The sequence below is a fragment of the Spectribacter hydrogenoxidans genome, assembly GCF_031846275.1.
GTDB lineage: Bacteria > Pseudomonadota > Gammaproteobacteria > Nevskiales > Salinisphaeraceae > Spectribacter > Spectribacter hydrogenoxidans.
In genome coordinates, this window is sequence record NZ_JAVRIB010000004.1 from 188,873 (window position 1) to 204,991 (window position 16,119).

The window sequence follows — 16,119 nt, forward strand, 5'->3', positions numbered from 1 at the left end:
ATAAATCGGATCTGCGGCTTGGCAGTACTGATGCTGATCGGCGTCGGAATGGTTTCGGCGGACACCGAGTATGCGGCGCCGGGCTCGCTGTTCGAGGTGGAAGGCCATCGCATGCACCTGCACTGCACGGGGCAGGGCGCCCCAACGGTGGTGCTGGATTCCGGGCTGGGTGGGACGTCCCTCGACTGGTCGCGGGTGCAGCCATGGCTGTCCGACAGCAACCGCGTCTGCAGCTATGACCGCCCGGGCTATGGCTGGAGCCGGGCCACCCCGGGGACGCGCAGTAGCGCGGTGATCGCGCGTGAGCTACACAAGTTGCTGCAGCAGGCGGATGAGGCGCCGCCCTACGTCCTGGTTGGCCACTCCTTCGGCGGCTGGAACATGCAGTTGTTCGAGCATCAGTATCCGGAGGACGTGGCCGGTCTGGTGCTGGTTGATGCTAGCCAGGCGCGCCAGATCGAGCGCTACGAGCAGGCCGGCACGGCCGTGGCGCCGCGGGGCCGGTTCATGGTGTTCTCGCCGGCCACTATTCCGCCGGCCCTGCCGGCTGGTATCCGGCCGGTGGTGGAGCATCTGACCTATCGTGCGGTGACCAATCGCACCGTCCATACCGAGCTGGCGGCATTCCGCGACAGCGCGCTTCAGGTGCAGCAAACCAGCTTGCCGCCGGATTTGCCGTTGGTGGTGGTGTCGCGCGGACGCCCGATCCGCTCGGCCAACGCCTCGGCAGTGGCGTCCGAGGAGTTATGGCGGGATATGCAGCAGGAATTCGTCGAGTCCCACCCGGGGGCCGTGCATCTGGTGGCGCAGCACAGCGGCCACCACGTGCATCTGGAACAGCCCGGAGTGGTTACCGGCGCCATCTGCATCGCCATGCAGATGGCGCGGGCCGGTGAAACGCGGCGTCTGCCACGGGGATGGCTGGAACAGCGATGTCTCAATCCGCTACGCAGCGCAAGCGCCTACCTGCCGGCGCGCTGACGCGGGCGCTGCTGAGCGTCGTGCTGGCCACCGCTGTCACGGCCTGTACCCAGGACCCGAGCGCCGCTGATCTGCGCTATGCGCGATCGACGGACAAGCCGGTTGCCGATGTGATGATTGATCTGGAGCTGGCGATCACCCAGGAGAATTTCGCGATCACCGCCCGCAACAATCTGGGCGACCCCATTCGCCGGCGCGGCCACCCGGATTTTCCGGACGCGTACATCGTCAGTTTCTGCAATCTGGAGTACGCCCGCCGCGCCATCGATATCGACCCGGCGCTGATGGTGTACATGCCCTGCAAGGTCACCGTGCTGGCGCAGGGCGAGACGGTGCTCATCCAGACCTACCTGCTGCCGGAAGCGCTTGCGGCCGAGGGCGCGGTCGGATTCGCGCGCGAGGTCAACTCGATTCTGCGCGGTATCGTGGACTTCGCGGCCTCGGGCGACTGAACCTTCGACACCGTGGCGTTGTAGCTGCGGCGCAGGATATCGCTGACCAGGGTGCGTGTGGCCCGCCGCCAGGCTTCATCGGTGTTGCTGCGCATGTCCACCGAGCCGCCGGCCAGATCGATACCGGTATCAACCTCGCGGATGACCGCGTTGATGTTGAGGATCAGGCTGCTGACTTTCTGTGCCCAGCCCACCAGGACGAGTTCCGCGTTCAGCTGGCTTGCGATACCGAGTTCGCAGCCGTTGCAGCGATGGAGGTAGCGATACCGCTCCCGGGCCCGGTCGATGGCCGAGGACGCTGGGGCGACATCGACCGGACAGAATGCGGGTAGTTCGGCGAGCAGTGTGCGGGCGCGCGCCGTGGCGCGTCGAACGCGGGCGAGATCTTCCGGCTGGCGGCCTTCCAGATCAGCCTGAAGGCTGGTATCGACCAGGTCGAAAGGCAGCACCGCCACGCTTCGGCATTGGCGATCCGATGCCGGGGCACTAGTGGCCAGCGCGAGACAGCCGGTCAAGAACGTGCTTATGGTCAGCCGTCCGGCCCGCATCCCACTCAGCCGTCGCCTGCCGGCCGCACGCCGGTCAGCCGCAGTGATTCCTCGATCAGCGGCTGGTCGCCCTCCTCGGCGGGCACCCGGGTGCGGATTTCATACACTTCGCCCGGAATCGACTCGGAGACGATGAACTCGTAGACCTTGTGGCGGTAGGGGGCCATTTGAGGGCGTTCCGCGTTCCGATAGGGCATCAGCCGAATCTGTTGTGCCGATACCTGTTCGCCGTTGTAGTCGACCGTGACCGATTCGACCTCGGACTCGTGCTCCAGCGCCAGCTTCACCTGCTTCTGGAAGTAGCGCCAGGAGCCACCCGTGAGCCGGTCCATTTCGGATACGTCCCGCTGCAGGAACATCATGATTACCGGATTGCCGCGCGCCGAGGGTACCTTGCGCACGTAATCGTTGTCGTCGCCGCTGTCGTAGTCGAACGAGACGTTGCGCGCCTGTGCCTCCGCGTCGGGCTTGCTGGTCATGCGAATGCCCTCGCTGAGATCATCCTCACCGGCCTTGGTCGCCCGCTTGGTCAGCTGGTATTCGTAGACCATTGGGCCATTTGCGCCCTCCAGATGGTTCTCCAGGAACAGCAGCTGGTTGGCTTGCGAGAATTCGGCGTCGTCATCGGTCTCGGCAGCAGCCATGCCGGCTGATAGCGTCAGCGTTGCGGCCAGCAGGCAGGTCAGGGTATGTCGCTTCACATCATCCTCCGTGGTGTCGCGTCTCGTGCGACGCGTTATCTATCAATCGTCGTCATCCGGCACGGCCTTATCGGCTTCCGTGAGCGGTACCAGGGGTACGTTGTAATCGGCCAGAATGGACTCGATCTCATCACGATTGTCGCGTATCAGGTTGGAAACGGTTTCCAGCCACTCGTTCTCGCCGTAGCGTACCGCCATCCGGATGGGAAACGAGACGGCCAGGCCCTCGCCGGGCTCGAAAGGGACGACACGAAGCTTGGGGGTGTCGATCTGCTGGGCGTAGTAGCCGCCGATCGGCCCCCAGAGCATGACGATATCCAGGTCGCCGTTGACCAGTTCGTTGCGGATCACGTCGCCGGGATCGAAATCGCGGCTGCCGGACTGGGTACGGTAGCCCACCAGGTTGGTGAGCATGCCGTTGCGCTGCAGCCAGGTGACTGGCGGCGACTTGGTGAACCCGCCGATTCGCAGGCTCTCGCGCTTGTCAGCCGGCAGATCGAGCAGATCGGCAGGCTCCCGGACGTCGTCCAGGCCGGCGCCTTCGGGGAACACCATCACGTAGGTGGACCGGAAGTAGGCCGGCGTGGTCTGGCCCACATCGAAGCCGGAACCGGCCGACAGCACCACATCGCAGGCATAGCGATTCTTGTCGTCGAGGAAATTCTTGAGCGAGACGCGCCCGAAGCCCATCTGCTGGGGGACCCAGTAGTACTCGAGCGGCAAGCCCAGCTTGTCGGCGAACAACTCGGCAATCTTGTTTTCGAACCCTTCGCCGGCCTCGTTCACCATGGGCATGTTGCTGGGATCGGCGCAGGCCCGGAATGCTTCCCGTTCCTCCGCGGCGAGGCCAGCGGTGGCGAACAGGGCGGCGGTGATGCCGCCGGCCCATGCCAGGTAACGTGTTCTCATTGGAATCCTCGCTTGCAATCTGGGTGAAGATGACTCGTTCGGTGCAATGGGTTGCGGATGGCGGCGGTCCCACAACAGGATGGCGCCGGCAGGCGCAGGCTGACCCTGGACCGGGGATGCGGAAACGTCAATCGCCGATCGGGCTCCGCAGGGGACCGTACACTGCCGCAAGCAGGCGACTGGCGACTGCCACGGTCGTCGCCTTGATTGTGTCCCGCGCGGTTTTCCGGGGTGCCAGGAAACCGGATATCGCCAGGGGGCTCGGTACCCTCAGGGAACGCGATCGCGTCCGTTTTGACTGAGACTTCGACCCACCGCTTCATGGTGCGGCAGCGTACTCGGCGGTGAAGGTGTTTTCCTCGGTATCCCGAACCGCAATCGTCAGCGGTGCCGATCCGGCCGGCTGATAGGAAAAGCGCAGGCTCGGATTCTCGCTGAGTGAAAACGTCATCGTGGCACTCAGGACGTTGCGATCCCCGGCGTTGATCTCGATGGCGTTCACGTAGTGCTCCGGCACGTGCAGCCGGGTGACCTGGTTCATCTGCAGGCCGGTGTGGTTGGGGTGGCGCGTGAGCATCTGGATGCGCCGCCCGGGCTTGTCCGACCCGCTGAGCTCGCGCAGACGAATCTGCCCCATGTTGGCCAGGGCAGCATCCGGGTCCTTCGAGGCAGGCGCGGAGCAGCCGCCACTGGCCTTGACGTAGCGGGTGGTCATGTAGAGCTGGCCGTCACCGGTTTCCGCGATGGCCCGCATGTGGGTGTAGGCGTTCACCCGGACGCGGGTGGCGATATCGGCGCTGGCCGCGGCCGGCCCGAACTCGAACTCGGCCGACATCGGCACCGGATTGTTGTCGATTACCAGCCACAGGCGCTCGATGCGACGCTCATCGTCCGATGACAGCTTGTCGGTGATGGCGATAGGCACGATGGCGGCGTCCTCGGCGCGATAGGGGGCATCCAGGCCGATGATCGCCTCGCCATCCCGGATCTGCCGGTCACCGAAGTGTTCCGCCTTGAGGCTGGGCCAGGCGCTGGATTCGGGGATTTGTTCGTCGTCGGCTGTCGCGGCGCGGGCCATCGTCGGGCCGAGAAGGCCGGCAATTGCGGTCGCGGCAATGAATTGCCGTGCAAGCAGACGACGGATCGTGCGCGGTCGGTGGTTGGCCATGACGTCTACTCCCATTCCAGTTCCGCGAATGCCGCGGTGACATTGCGCCGGTGAACTCGATCGAACAGCGGCCAGTCCTGCGCGCGGTCATAGCCGATGTTGGCGATCGCCTGCTCGATCGTGCGTCCCTGGTGGATCGCGTCCCGCACCTCGGTACGGAGATGGCCAAGGTAGCGTCGCAACGGCGCGCTGCCGGCCGGCCAGGGCGCACATGCCGGTCCGTGTCCGGGCACTATTCGTTTGACGCCCGAGCGGCCCGACAGTTCATCGAGCACGTTCAGCCAGCCGTTGATGCTGCCGTCGAGCGCCGGCATCCGGTCGAGGAAAACGAGATCCCCCGTCCACAGAGTGCCCGAGGCTGTGTCGAAGACAGTCAGATCGGTGTTGCTGTGGGCGGTCGGCCAGGCTTCCAGTACCAGGGTGCGGCCACCCAGGTCGATTCGCCGGGTATCGGCAACCGTGGTGGTTGGTGCAACAATCCAGGAAGCATCGGCATCCGCCGCGTAGGTACTGTTTGCTGCCGCCAGATAGCCGTCAGCGCGTGCGGCGAGTGCCCGCGGCAGTTGCTCATGCCCGAGCAGTGGCCGGTCATCGCCGGTCAGCGCCCTGTTGCCCAGCAGATGGTCCGGGTGCACGTGAGTGTTGATCACCGCACAGATCGGCAGAGCCGTCCGGCTGGCCACGCTGGCGGCTAACTGGCGGCCCAGTGCCGGCGAGCCCAGGGTATCGATAACCGCGACGCAATCGTCGCCGACCACGAAGCCGGCATTGGCGATGTCATTGCCGTTGGCCTCGTTGGCCTGCTCGGCATGCCCCTGGTGCACGAACACGCCGGGGGCAATTTCCGATACCGGCAGGGCGGCGCCGGCAACCCCGCTGCCGGCCATCAGCATGGCCGGCAGGAGGCGATAAGCGAGCCATCTCGCGATGGCCATCAGGCGAAAGGGTCGGGCGAGCAGCAGCACAATGGTGGCCGCTCGCGGCCCCTTACTTCGGATCGGGGTGAACCGCCGGCAGCGCTTCATCCGAGCGGGCCTTGAGATAGGCCCAGAGCTGGCCGACGTTGCTCATCACGTCCGGGTTGTCCTTCCAGGCCGGCATCACCGAGTAGGTGCCGGTGGTCGAATCGAACCGCTTCTTGCCGTTGGCGACAATGCCGGTGAACTCGCCCTGGTTCAGGTCCTCCAGGCGGTCCACGAGGCTGGGCGCAAAGGTGCTGCCCACGCCGTTCGGTCCGTGGCAGGTATGGCAGTGGGCGTGATACTTCTCGTAGCCGGTGACGACGGCCTCGTTGGCGACGCAGTGATCGTCGTCACAGGATACGTCGTACGGCTTGCCGGACGTATCGCCACCACCATCGTCGTTCGAGGCCGCATCATCGGCGGGCTCTGATTCGGTGTCGGCCGCGGCCACCTGGGTGTTGCCGCTGTCCTGGCTCTCGTCAGCGCCGGCCGGTTCCTCGGTCGCGCTGTCGTTCGATGCTGTCTTGCTCTGGCTCTCGGAGCAGGCCGCCTGCAGGCCGGCCGTGCCCAGTACCAGGGTCAGGAAAAACAGGGAAAAGAGTCGGCGGGTCATCCTCATTTCGCACCTATATCGTGATCGATGTCGGGTGGCCTCAGTGTGTCTGTCCGGGGCGCGTCCCGCAAGAAAAGCGCCCGCACCCCGAAGCAGGGTGCGGGCGCGTGTCCACCAACGGTTGTCGGTCGACTTAGAGTGCGCTATCCGGCAGCGCGAACAGCGTCAGGACGCCGCCCAGCTGCGTGTTCTGCGACAGCGACTTGTAGGCACCCACGGCGCCCAGGCCGGCGTTCGGGTCGGTCAACCCGGCAGCCATGCCGATACCGGCCCAGCCACCAATGCCCGAGAGCACGCCGATGTACTGCTTGCCGTCATACTTCCAGGTGTTGACGTTGCCGATGATGCCTGACGGGGTCTTGAAGCGATAAAGCTCCTTGCCGGTCTTGGCATCAACCGCCTTCAGGTAGCCCTCGAGCGTGCCGTAGAACACCACGTCACCCGCGGTGGCCAGGGCGCCACTCCACACCGAGAAGGGCTCGGCGATGGACCACTTGATTTCGCCCTTGGTGGCGTCCCAGGCGATGAAGGTGCCCAGCCTTGGCTCGTCCGCCTCATCCGGGTTGACCGGATTGGTGATCGAGTTGGGGGCCGGATACATCGACAGGGTGGCGCCGACGTACGGCTGACCCGCGGTGTAGTCCACCTTGAACGGCTCGTAGTCCATGCACACGTGGTTGGTGGGTACGTAGAACAGGCCGGTCTTCGGGGAGAACGCCGCCGGCTGCTGGTCCTTGGAACCAAGGGCCGCCGGGCAGATGTTCTTCACGTTGACATCTTCGCCCTGGACTTCGGTGCTGTACTTGTCCACCACCTGCGGACGACCGGTTTCCATGTCGACCTCGGTGGCCCAGTTGACGGCCGGATCGTACTTCTTGGCAACCAGCAGCTCACCCGTCAGGCGGTCCTGCGTGTAGGCGAAGCCGTTGCGGTCGAAGTGCACCACCAGTTTGCGATCCTTGCCGTCGATCTTCTGGTCGACCAGGATCTTTTCGTTGACGCCGTCATAGTCCCACTCGTCGTGGGGCGTCATCTGGTAGGCCCACTTGGCCATGCCTGTGTCGACGTCGCGCGCGAAGATGGTCATCGACCATTTGTTATCGCCCGGACGCTGATTCGGGTTCCAGGTGGAGGGGTTGCCGGTGCCGTAGTACAGCAGATTGGCGTCGGGATCGTAGGTGAACCAGCCCCAGGTGGTGCCGCCACCGATCTTCCACTGATCACCCTTCCAGCTCTTGAGGCTGGAATCCTTGCCAACCGGCTTGCCGGTGGCCGCGTCGATGGTCTTTTCCGGATCCATCAGCATCGAATCGTCCGGCCCGGTGCTGTATGCACGCCATACCTGGCTGCCGTCCTCGACGCTGTAGGCGGTCACGTGGCCGCGTACGCCGAACTCACCGCCGGAGATACCGGTGATGACCATGTCCTTGACCACCAGTGGGGCGTTGGTGTTGGTTTCACCCTTGTCGGGGTCGCCGTTTACTATTTCCCACTTGACCTCGCCGGTCTTGGCATCCAATGCCTTCAGCGTGGTATCGGCCTGCTGCAGGAAGATGGTGCCGTTTGGATGATAGGCCAGACCGCGATAAACAGTATCGCAGCACATGACCGGGATTACGTCCGGATTCTGGCTGGGCTCGTGTTTCCACACGATTTTCTTGGTGTCGAGACTGATCGCGAACACCTTGTTGGGGAATGGCGTGTGGATGTACATCATGTTGCCCTTGACCAGCGGACCACCCTCGTGGCCACGCAGGACGCCGGTGGAGAATGTCCACACCGGCTGCAACTGGTCGGCGTTGTCAGCGTTGATCTGATCCAGCTGGCTGTAGCGCTGACCGGTATAGTCACCGCCCCACATGATCCAGTTACTCGGGTCATCCGCCATGCTGCTGAGCTTCTCGTTGGCGATCGCGCCACCGGAAGCCACCAACGCCGCAGCAGTGAATGCACTTGTCATCAAGTGCTTGGCTGTCGGTCTCCTGTCGCTCATTTCAATCTCCTCCGTGCATGAATGGGCTTAAGCCCGCTTGTTATTCCGCATTGCGGTTCCCGCCGATTGCCACCGTGCGGAATTCTCCTGACGCGCTTATACGTCCTATCTCTGACGCTTAAGCGAATTCACTGGGTACCATAGCCCCATATAAGCGTCAATGGGTATCACACCTCTTATCAGCCAATTACGCGTTGACCTGCCCTCGGATTCACCGGTTGCGCCTGGCTCGCGGCAAACTATTCGGTGGCACCACAAGCCCGTCGGACGAGCCGGTGCCGGTGTGGCCGCAGGTAACGCCATACCAGGCACGCCAGCGCGAGCAGGGCGGCGACCCAGCCGATGCCGCGCGTGCTGGCTACCGGACGTGAAAATGCCGGATCGGTGCTGATTTCCGCCAGCTGCTCGGGTCGGTTGAGTCGCGCATAGCCGAAGCCCGTATCCGCAGCCAGTGTTTCCAGATAGCCTGCCGCCAACCTTGAAGTGAGCGGTTCGCCGCCTTGGGTGAAGAAACCACGGTTATCGCCGTTCAGACTGAACTTCGGCACCGGTGACGGCGAGGTAGCGCCCACGCCGACGAGCATGCCCCGGACCCGGTCGCGGCTGGCGGGCGGGTCCGGGCGGTTGTCCGCGTCGACCGCCGGCATTTCGTCGCCGTCGGTCAGGAAGATCAGCGCCGGGGGTCGGGGCCAGTCGTGAATCTGGTCGATGGTGGCGAAGAGTCCGCGGGCGACGTTGCTCTGGGGCACCCAGGTCATGCGCCAGTCGACGCGCTCGACCACGCTCGCCAGTTCGTCGCGGTGCCCGCAGACCTCGATCGGCCGGAAGGCAATGGCGCTGTTCCAGCCGGTGAACAGGCCCACGCCCACGCGCGACCCGCAGGGCAGCCGGCTGATGGTGTCGTCCACCGCCTTGCGGGCGGTCGCAAGCCGGCTCACGGACTGACCGTCGTCGTCCAGATAATCGCGCACCAGCATGCTCTGGCTGATATCGATCACGAACAGATAGTCGTAGACCAGTCGCTCGCCCGGCAGGCCGGGGTTGACCAGCGCTATCACCAGGGCCAGTGCCGCAGCACTCAACCACAGGGTGGTGGGGCCGGGGCGGCCAGCCGACCATCGCCTCATGGCAGCCCGTCCGGCAATTCATGCACGCTCACCCAGCCGGTGCCGCTGTCGCGGCGCTCGATGTTCGAGCCGACCTCGGACTGGCTGCCGATCCAGTCACGGGTCTGCATCAGCCGTTCCACGTATTCGAGGTTGTACTTCGCCGCGTAGTGATCCGCCTGCAGGTAGAGCACCCGCTGATAATGCGAGCGGGCCTGCAGCACCAGCGGCACCATCTCGCTGAGGCGGGTTTCATCCGCCGCGTTGGCTGCCAGGAGGAAGTACAGGTTGGCCAGGTTGTAGTGCGTCGCGATCAGCGCCTGATCCTGCAACTGCAACTGCGGAATGAGTTGGCGGTAGATTTCCGCAGCCTCGCGCGGCGCCCCGTTGCGCCGCTGGCGATAGGCCAGGGCGAAACGGGCAGCCGGGGCATCGGATTGCGCCAGCGCCTCCGGAGTGCCCTCGGCCACGAGGCGGTCGATCCGCGCGGACTGCCACCAACCGAGGCCGGCCAGGACCAGGCCGATCGCGCCAAGGCCGATCAGCGCCCAAGCCAGGATGAGTTGTTGTCGAAAACGCATCAGGCCCATCTCCGAAGGGTTGCGGCCCGGGCGGCGAGCAGCAGGCCCACCAGTGCCAGTGCCGCGGTATAACTGAACGGCGCGAGGCCCTGGCGGGGCAGCGAGACCGGGGTGCGCAGCGTTTCGCGCTCCAGCTGGTCGATGTCCGCAATGGCACGCCGCATGGCTTCCGGGTTGTCTGCCTGATAGGCACGGTAGGGTACGCCCAGCCCTCGGAAATAATCGTGCAGCTTCTGCTCCGGGGAGGAAGCCTCGTCGTCGGGTTCCCCTTCCATGGCCAGGGCCGGATGCCCGGCTGTGCGCATGTAGACCCAGTAAAGGCGCAAATCGCGCTGCCGGAACCACTGGCGGATGGTGCCGGCGGCATCCGGCGGGATGGCAGCCGCACCGTCGGACACCAAAAGCACCACGCGCGACCCCTGAGCCGCCTGCTCCTCGAACAGGTTGGCAGCCATGCCTAACGCGCCGGCCACCGAGGTGAGCGCCAGGCCGTCCTCGGCGGCGGCTTCCAGGCCCGCGCGGATGGCGCTGAGATGGGTGGTCAGGGGCAGGGCGAAGATCGGCGAGGTGCTGAACTCGATCAGCCCGTAAAGGTTGTCCGGCCGCCGGTTCACGAAATCCAGCAATAGCTCGCTGGCGGCCCGGGCCTTGCCGACTTCGGACGAACCCTCGGTGGACCGCCCAGCGAAGGTGTCGTTCATGCTGCGGCTTCGGTCCAGTACGATGGCCACCTGGGCGCCCTGGCTGGTGACGGTGGTCTGCCGACCATCCCGATAGGGCTCGGCCAGCCCCACCAGTATGGCGGTAACGGCCAGGCAACCGGCCAGCCGTAGACCGAAATCGATCAGACGCGACAGCGGGTCCGGCGGCAGCCCCTGAATCCCGGGATGGTTCAGCGCCGCGACGGCGGGGGCCAGGAATGGCAGCAGCGCCAGCGGCAGGGCCAGCAGCACCCAGGGTCGGATCAGGCCAAGGTCGAACGGGCTCATCGGGTTTCGCGCTCGGCGTCACGCAGGCGTACGGCGATGGCTTCCAGCGCCGCCCGGGGATCACCGTGATCCGGCATCTGCTCATCGAAGAACAGTCGCCGAGAATCCGCGAAGAACGTGTCGATTTCCTCGCGACAGGCCGCGAAGCGCGGGAATCGCTGGCAGAACGCGTCCACGTCGGCCGCGAACACCGCCTGCCCGACGGTCCGGTCGAAGCCGCGGTGCACATGGCGGAACGCCGCCGCGAGGGCTTCTGGTGATGATGTCCGGGGTTGCGCCCGGATGGCGGCCAGCGCCTCGGCGAAATGCCTGGCGTGGCGACGCCGCCAGGGCTGGTATAGCCACAGCAGCCACCCCAGTCCCCCGGCTAGCGGCAGCACCGAGGCCGCCAGCAGGGCGGTGTGGCCGCGACGCCGGGCGGAGAACGGCTCGACATCGGGCTGCATGGAAACAATGTTCTCGCCCTCGTCGGCCACGGTCTCGCTGAGCAGCGGTGACTGGGCAAACGACCAGGCCGGCATGCGGGCGGTGGCGGGCGGCTGGTCGGGGCGCCTGAAGCGCACTTCGAAACCGGGCACCGTCTTCGTGGTCACGCCCAGCGGGGTATCGAAGGTCTGGTAGGTCAGGGTAATGGTGTATTGCTGGCCGTCGTCGGTACGCCGGGTGGAAACCTCGACCTCCTGACGTTCCAGCCAGTCGTCGATACGTCGGCGTAGCGGCAGGGAGGCGCGCTGAAGGGTGGCGTCGGAGGCCACGGTGATCCGGTAGGTCAGCACCAGCCGGTCGCCCACCACCTGGCCGAACGGCCGGGGCGCCTGGGTATCGACGGCCACGATGCCCGCGTCCTGTGCCGGGGATTCGGCCCAGCCCAGCGGCGGCGCTTCGTCCGCCCCGTGGGCTAGACCGGCGGTCAGCGTCAGCAGGAGGGCCCAGTTCCGCCGGATCATTGCGCGAAATACCGGTTGAGGCGGTCGCGGTCCACGGCATCCTCCAGGAAGAACGGGCGGCACTGGTGCCCCGTCAGCAGCCGTTCCAGCCACTGGCGGTGGTCCCGGGCGGCCTGTGCGGCCCGGGCTCGCAGGCCGGGCCGTATCCAAAGGGTTCGGGCCCGGCCGGTTTCGGCGTCGCGCATACGCACCAGCCCGTTACCGGCGCGGGCCAGGTCCTCGGCCGAATCCCTTAGTACGATCGGCACCACCTCGTGGCGGGCCAGATCCCCGAGCAGTCCATTCACCATCTCGACCGGCAGATGAAAATCGGATACCAGGAACACCAGCGCCCGATGCCGGCCGATCATGCCGGCCGCCCGGCGCAGGCCGGTGGCGTCGGATGCGCTCGGTGGCCGGTCGCGCAGCTGCGCCAGCTGATCCTCGACCAGGGCGGCATTGCAAGTGGCAGGAGTGAACGACGGCCGCTCGGCACGGCTGCCGCACACCGCCAGGCCGAAGGGGTCGCCGGTGCGATGGGCCGACATCGCCAGCGACGCCAGAAAGTGATGCCGCAGCTCGCGCTTGCTGGTGGCCCCCTCGAAATCCATCGAGGCGCTGTCATCGACCAGCGCATATACAGGGATTGCGCTGTACTGATTGAATAGGTTGACGAACAGGCGGCCGAAAGGGTCCGCCAGACTGGCCCGCAGCGCCAGTCGGCGCGGGTCGGGCGCATCCAGTAATGGGGCCCGGGCGCGGAACTCGTGTCCGGCGCCGGCCATGGTGCTGGCGTGATGGCCCGGCCGGGGATACCGGCTGCGCCAGATCAGGCGGTAGTCGAAGTCGGTGGGCGCGGGCGTGCTGGCAGCCATGGCGGTCCGGTGGAAGCCGCGATGCGCGCTCAGGGCGCGCTGACGCGAGCGAGAATGCCGCGCATCAATGCCGGGGCGATGCGGGCGCGCCGCAGTTCATACACCGGCTGCAGGAATACGCGATGGGCCATGGTGGCGTGGAAGATCGTCTGGATGTCCTCGGGCTGGACGTGTTCGCGATCCGCCAGCCAGGCGGCCACGCGGGCAGCCCGGATCAGCATTCCGGCACCGCGCGGGCTGGCTCCCACCTCGATCAGGTCCGCCATCTCCACCCCGTCGACCTCGACTCCGGCGGCCATCGGATCCCGGGTGGCCTGCCACAGCGCCAGCGCATAGCGTTCCAGCGCCGGCCCGGCCTGCACCTGACCCTGGATGGCCGGGGCCGCCGCGTGGATGTCCTCGACCGGCAGCTGCGCCGGTTCCAGGCTGTCCAGCAGCTCATCGGTGTCGTGGAAGCGGGTGTCGAACATCAGCTGACGGCGGATGTCGTTGTCGTCGCTGATCTCCACCGGGATTTCCATCAGGAAACGGTCGCGCGCGGCGGAGGGGATTTCGAAGGTTTCTTCCTTCTCCACCCGATTGCGGTCGGCAAACACCTGCAGCCGCGGGAAATGGTATTCGCGGTTGAAGGCAGTGACGCTACGCTCGGCCATCACGCGCAGCAACAGGGAATGCACCTGCGGCCGGGCCCGGTTGACCTCGTTGAAGAAGAAGAACGAGAGCGCTTCGCCGTGGCGGACCAGCGGGCCGGGGTCCACCTGGGGGCGGCCCTCGGCATTGATGTAGGTGTAATAGAGCAGATCGTTGGGCATCAGGTCGATGGTGCCCTCCAGCCGCTCGAACGCCCCGCCCGTGGCGCGGGCGAGCGCGCGCAGCAGCGTCGTCTTGCCCACGCCCACATCACCTTCCAGCAGCGCATGGCCCCGCGCGAACAGCGCGATCAGCAACAACCGCACCGCCTGCGGCTGACCTAGGAACACCTCGTTGAGCCGGGCTTCCAGGGTCAGGGCGCGGGCGCGCAGGTCACTCAGTTCATGGCGGGTAACGCCGGTGTCGTCAGCGCCCGGCATCAGTAACGGTGTCCGCGGTCGGGGTCAGTCGTCATCATCGTCACCACCCCCGCGGGTTTCCGGAACGAAATCCTCGTTCTCGATGATGCAGCGATCCGCGGCTCGGGTCATGACCTCGGCAAGCTGGCTTCGAGCGGACGTGGCTGCCGGCCCCTCGCGGAGAATTTCCGGCCGTTCGCCGGCGGCGCTGCGGCCGCGGTTGAACGTATCCATGGCCACGAAGGCGTCGTAGGACGCCTGCTTGGCGATTTCGTCGATCGCGCACGAGCACTTGTACATGGTGGTGAGGTTCACGCCGCCCAGTGTGCCCATGCAGTCCAGGACGAACTCGACGCGGTCCTTGGTGGGGTAGTCGTGTTTTTTGGGTTCGTGGGCGCCGGCCGCCATGGCGATGCTCATGGCGGCGACGAGCACGAGACTCGGCTTGCCGATACTCATGCGGTCTCCTCCGTGTGGGCGTTCAGTGACGCCTTAATTGGTTTGATGTGACGCCGGGGATAGTGCACCCCGTGCCGGTGCTTTGGCAAAGCACCGTTTCGAAAACGCGCCCGGCCGGATGAACGGACCGGGCGCGTCCGGTATGGCTACGACCGACCGGCTGCGGCCGGATGCCGTCCCGATCGCTCAGCGGTTGAGCGCGCGGTAGCCGGCCAGCAGGATCAGGGCGCCGATGATGGCGGTGACGATGCTGCCCAGGCTCAGACCGCCAGTGGTGCCGAGACCCACGAGCGAGCCCACGAAGCCGCCCACGAAGGCACCGGCGATGCCGATCAGCATGGTCACGATAAGGCCGCCGGGATCGTTGCCGGGCATGATCCACTTCGCGAGTGCACCGGCAATCAGGCCGAGAATGATCCAGGAAAGAATGCCCATGATGTTCTCCTTCTCCAGATTGTTGTGGCGAGACTCCCGTGTACCCCGTTCGTTTGGCAACGACAAGTCAGCGGCACCGGTTTCGGCGCCACGCTGCTATTCTCCGAACCACTGGGTCAGCCGTGCCCGCGCCAGCTGTCGGACATCATCATCGATGTAGGCCGACAGGGTGCTGACCGCCAGCGCCAGCGCGGCCAGGTCATCGGTGTAGCCCACCGCGACCAGCCAGTCCGGGACCGAATCCAGGGGCATGATGAAGTAGGCCAGCGCGCCGTATGCGGTGCGCCGGGCCCAGGCCGGCGTGTCCGGCCGGCGGGCCGCGTAGTGTAGTTGCAGGGCCTTTTCCACCGCCTGGCGACCGGCATCGCCGGCATTCCGGGCCAGCTTGGACCATAGCGAGGCCTCGCGGTAGTGCGGGGTCGGGCCGGCGGGTTCGTGCGTTTCGTCAGTCACTGTCTGAGTGTGCCATAGCCAATCCACTCAAGCCGCGGCGCCAGCGGTGGGCTGGCGCCGTTCGCCGATCAGATCTGGCAGCGCGGGCAGAAAAACGTGCTGCGCTGGCCGATGATCCGGCGGCGTACCGAGGTGGCGTCGCGCGGGCAGGGTTGTCCCTCGCGGCCGTACACCGCTAGCGATAGCTGGAACCAGCCGGTGCCGCCGTCCACCCCAATGTAGTCGCGCAGGGTGGTGCCGCCGGCGTCGATGGCGCGTGCCAGCGTCTGCTTGATGGCGGCGGCAAGCCGAGCGTAGCGGACGCGGCCGATGCGGCCGGCGGGGCGGCTGGGGTGAATGCCGGCCTCGAATAGCGCTTCGCTGGCGTAGATATTACCCACCCCGACCACGTTGGCGGCGTCCATGATGAATACCTTGACCGCGGCCCGCCGGCCGCGCGAACGGGCATAGAGCCAGTCGCCGCTGAATTCGGGTGATAGCGGCTCCGGGCCCAGTCCCGCAATCAGCGCGTGTTCGTCGGGGGGATGCTGCAACCACAGGGCGCAGCCAAAACGGCGCGGGTCGTTAAGGCGCATGACCTGCCCCGAGTCCAGTCGGATATCCAGATGATCATGCAGGCCGGCCGGAGTGTCCGTCGGGACAATACGCAGGCGCCCGGACATACCCAGGTGCATGAGCAGGTGGCCGTCACCGGCGGCCAGCAGCAGGTACTTGGCCCGCCGGGTCAGGGCATCGATCCGGCGCCCGGGCAGGTCCCGGGCCAGTTGCGGTGTGACCGGCCAGCGCAGGCGGGGCTGGCGCACGGTTACCGTGACCACGTGCCGGCCGACCACGTGCGGCGCCAGCCCCCGGCGGGTGGTTTCCACCTCCGGTAGTTCCGGCATCAGCGTTTCCCGCCGGACGGCAACAGGACCGGGCC

At 66.1% G+C, this 16,119-nt stretch carries 19 protein-coding genes; 2 read left to right on the plus strand and 17 right to left on the minus strand.

Annotation, left to right across the window (positions count from 1 at the left end):
• The first annotated feature begins 18 nt into the window (after window positions 1–18).
• Both RM532_RS05415 and RM532_RS05420 read left to right on the plus strand, forming a co-directional pair.
• On the plus strand, window positions 19–981 hold the full coding sequence (locus tag RM532_RS05415) for an alpha/beta fold hydrolase (protein ID WP_311652153.1): 963 nt from the start codon (window positions 19–21) through the stop codon (window positions 979–981).
• Complete coding sequence (locus RM532_RS05420; RefSeq protein ID WP_311652154.1) at window positions 933–1,433, plus strand: DUF302 domain-containing protein; 501 nt, start codon at window positions 933–935, stop codon at window positions 1,431–1,433. Before RM532_RS05415 ends, RM532_RS05420 begins: the two co-directional genes overlap by 49 nt.
• On the opposite strand, the gene RM532_RS05425 is transcribed toward RM532_RS05420, so the two are convergent.
• The 17 genes from RM532_RS05425 to mutM all read right to left on the minus strand — a co-directional run bounded on the left by RM532_RS05425 (window position 1,328) and on the right by mutM (window position 16,084).
• Window positions 1,328–1,888, minus strand: coding sequence for a DUF3280 domain-containing protein (locus tag RM532_RS05425; RefSeq protein ID WP_311652155.1), 561 nt, complete (start codon window positions 1,886–1,888; stop codon window positions 1,328–1,330). The two genes, RM532_RS05420 and RM532_RS05425, sit on opposite strands and share 106 nt — an antisense overlap.
• 98 nt (window positions 1,889–1,986) lie before the next feature.
• Window positions 1,987–2,682 carry a hypothetical protein gene (locus RM532_RS05430; RefSeq protein ID WP_311652156.1) on the minus strand — a complete coding sequence of 232 codons (696 nt, stop codon included), beginning with the start codon at window positions 2,680–2,682 and terminating at the stop codon, window positions 1,987–1,989.
• Between the two features lie 42 nt (window positions 2,683–2,724).
• Entirely contained in the window at window positions 2,725–3,591 is an 867-nt protein-coding gene (locus RM532_RS05435) for a quinoprotein dehydrogenase-associated putative ABC transporter substrate-binding protein (protein WP_311652157.1), read from the minus strand.
• Between the two features lie 319 nt (window positions 3,592–3,910).
• Window positions 3,911–4,759 (minus strand): quinoprotein dehydrogenase-associated SoxYZ-like carrier, encoded by an 849-nt coding sequence (locus RM532_RS05440; protein ID WP_311652158.1) that lies wholly within the window; start codon window positions 4,757–4,759, stop codon window positions 3,911–3,913.
• A 5-nt stretch (window positions 4,760–4,764) separates the two neighbouring features.
• Window positions 4,765–5,694 carry a quinoprotein relay system zinc metallohydrolase 2 gene (locus RM532_RS05445; protein ID WP_311652159.1) on the minus strand — a complete coding sequence of 310 codons (930 nt, stop codon included), beginning with the start codon at window positions 5,692–5,694 and terminating at the stop codon, window positions 4,765–4,767.
• Window positions 5,695–5,746: 52 nt separating this feature from the next.
• Window positions 5,747–6,334, minus strand: a complete 588-nt coding sequence (locus tag RM532_RS05450) for a c-type cytochrome (protein WP_311652160.1) — start codon at window positions 6,332–6,334, stop codon at window positions 5,747–5,749.
• 133 nt (window positions 6,335–6,467) lie between these two features.
• Complete coding sequence (locus RM532_RS05455; protein WP_311652162.1) at window positions 6,468–8,294, minus strand: methanol/ethanol family PQQ-dependent dehydrogenase; 1,827 nt, start codon at window positions 8,292–8,294, stop codon at window positions 6,468–6,470.
• 272 nt (window positions 8,295–8,566) lie between these two features.
• Entirely contained in the window at window positions 8,567–9,454 is an 888-nt protein-coding gene (locus RM532_RS05460; RefSeq protein WP_311652163.1) for a vWA domain-containing protein, read from the minus strand.
• A complete protein-coding gene (locus RM532_RS05465) occupies window positions 9,451–10,014 on the minus strand; it encodes a hypothetical protein (RefSeq protein WP_311652164.1) in 564 nt (187 codons plus the stop codon). Before RM532_RS05465 ends, RM532_RS05460 begins: the two co-directional genes overlap by 4 nt.
• Window positions 10,014–11,003 (minus strand): vWA domain-containing protein, encoded by a 990-nt coding sequence (locus RM532_RS05470; protein ID WP_311652165.1) that lies wholly within the window; start codon window positions 11,001–11,003, stop codon window positions 10,014–10,016. Before RM532_RS05470 ends, RM532_RS05465 begins: the two co-directional genes overlap by 1 nt.
• Window positions 11,000–11,950 carry a hypothetical protein gene (locus RM532_RS05475; RefSeq protein WP_311652166.1) on the minus strand — a complete coding sequence of 317 codons (951 nt, stop codon included), beginning with the start codon at window positions 11,948–11,950 and terminating at the stop codon, window positions 11,000–11,002. Before RM532_RS05475 ends, RM532_RS05470 begins: the two co-directional genes overlap by 4 nt.
• Complete coding sequence (locus tag RM532_RS05480; protein WP_311652168.1) at window positions 11,947–12,804, minus strand: DUF58 domain-containing protein; 858 nt, start codon at window positions 12,802–12,804, stop codon at window positions 11,947–11,949. Before RM532_RS05480 ends, RM532_RS05475 begins: the two co-directional genes overlap by 4 nt.
• Window positions 12,805–12,833: 29 nt before the next feature.
• Complete coding sequence (locus tag RM532_RS05485; RefSeq protein ID WP_311652169.1) at window positions 12,834–13,874, minus strand: AAA family ATPase; 1,041 nt, start codon at window positions 13,872–13,874, stop codon at window positions 12,834–12,836.
• A gap of 24 nt (window positions 13,875–13,898) precedes the next feature.
• The gene (locus RM532_RS05490; RefSeq protein ID WP_311652170.1) at window positions 13,899–14,312 is read right to left on the minus strand and encodes a hypothetical protein; all 414 of its coding nucleotides are present in this window, start codon (window positions 14,310–14,312) and stop codon (window positions 13,899–13,901) included.
• A 186-nt stretch (window positions 14,313–14,498) separates the two neighbouring features.
• Window positions 14,499–14,747, minus strand: a complete 249-nt coding sequence (locus RM532_RS05495; protein WP_311652171.1) for a GlsB/YeaQ/YmgE family stress response membrane protein — start codon at window positions 14,745–14,747, stop codon at window positions 14,499–14,501.
• A 96-nt stretch (window positions 14,748–14,843) separates the two neighbouring features.
• Window positions 14,844–15,200: a YkvA family protein gene (locus RM532_RS05500; protein WP_311652172.1), complete on the minus strand. Its 357-nt coding sequence runs from the start codon at window positions 15,198–15,200 to the stop codon at window positions 14,844–14,846.
• A 68-nt stretch (window positions 15,201–15,268) separates the two neighbouring features.
• Window positions 15,269–16,084, minus strand: a complete 816-nt coding sequence (mutM, locus tag RM532_RS05505; protein ID WP_311652173.1) for a bifunctional DNA-formamidopyrimidine glycosylase/DNA-(apurinic or apyrimidinic site) lyase — start codon at window positions 16,082–16,084, stop codon at window positions 15,269–15,271.
• Window positions 16,085–16,119 lie beyond the last annotated feature (35 nt).

Excerpts from the sequence above, each read along its gene's own strand:
- RM532_RS05420 (WP_311652154.1), top strand. The coding sequence starts at position 933 with ATGTCTCAATCCGCTACGCAGCGCAAGCGCCTACCTGCCGGCGCGCTG.
- RM532_RS05435 (WP_311652157.1), bottom strand. The coding sequence starts at position 3,591 with ATGAGAACACGTTACCTGGCATGGGCCGGCGGCATCACCGCCGCCCTG.
- RM532_RS05440 (WP_311652158.1), bottom strand. The coding sequence starts at position 4,759 with ATGGCCAACCACCGACCGCGCACGATCCGTCGTCTGCTTGCACGGCAA.
- RM532_RS05445 (WP_311652159.1), bottom strand. The coding sequence starts at position 5,694 with ATGGCCATCGCGAGATGGCTCGCTTATCGCCTCCTGCCGGCCATGCTG.
- RM532_RS05450 (WP_311652160.1), bottom strand. The coding sequence starts at position 6,334 with ATGACCCGCCGACTCTTTTCCCTGTTTTTCCTGACCCTGGTACTGGGC.
- RM532_RS05455 (WP_311652162.1), bottom strand. The coding sequence starts at position 8,294 with ATGACAAGTGCATTCACTGCTGCGGCGTTGGTGGCTTCCGGTGGCGCG.
- RM532_RS05460 (WP_311652163.1), bottom strand. The coding sequence starts at position 9,454 with ATGAGGCGATGGTCGGCTGGCCGCCCCGGCCCCACCACCCTGTGGTTG.
- RM532_RS05465 (WP_311652164.1), bottom strand. The coding sequence starts at position 10,014 with ATGCGTTTTCGACAACAACTCATCCTGGCTTGGGCGCTGATCGGCCTT.
- RM532_RS05470 (WP_311652165.1), bottom strand. The coding sequence starts at position 11,003 with ATGAGCCCGTTCGACCTTGGCCTGATCCGACCCTGGGTGCTGCTGGCC.
- RM532_RS05475 (WP_311652166.1), bottom strand. The coding sequence starts at position 11,950 with ATGATCCGGCGGAACTGGGCCCTCCTGCTGACGCTGACCGCCGGTCTA.
- RM532_RS05480 (WP_311652168.1), bottom strand. The coding sequence starts at position 12,804 with ATGGCTGCCAGCACGCCCGCGCCCACCGACTTCGACTACCGCCTGATC.
- RM532_RS05485 (WP_311652169.1), bottom strand. The coding sequence starts at position 13,874 with ATGCCGGGCGCTGACGACACCGGCGTTACCCGCCATGAACTGAGTGAC.
- RM532_RS05490 (WP_311652170.1), bottom strand. The coding sequence starts at position 14,312 with ATGAGTATCGGCAAGCCGAGTCTCGTGCTCGTCGCCGCCATGAGCATC.
- RM532_RS05495 (WP_311652171.1), bottom strand. The coding sequence starts at position 14,747 with ATGGGCATTCTTTCCTGGATCATTCTCGGCCTGATTGCCGGTGCACTC.
- mutM (WP_311652173.1), bottom strand. The coding sequence starts at position 16,084 with ATGCCGGAACTACCGGAGGTGGAAACCACCCGCCGGGGGCTGGCGCCG.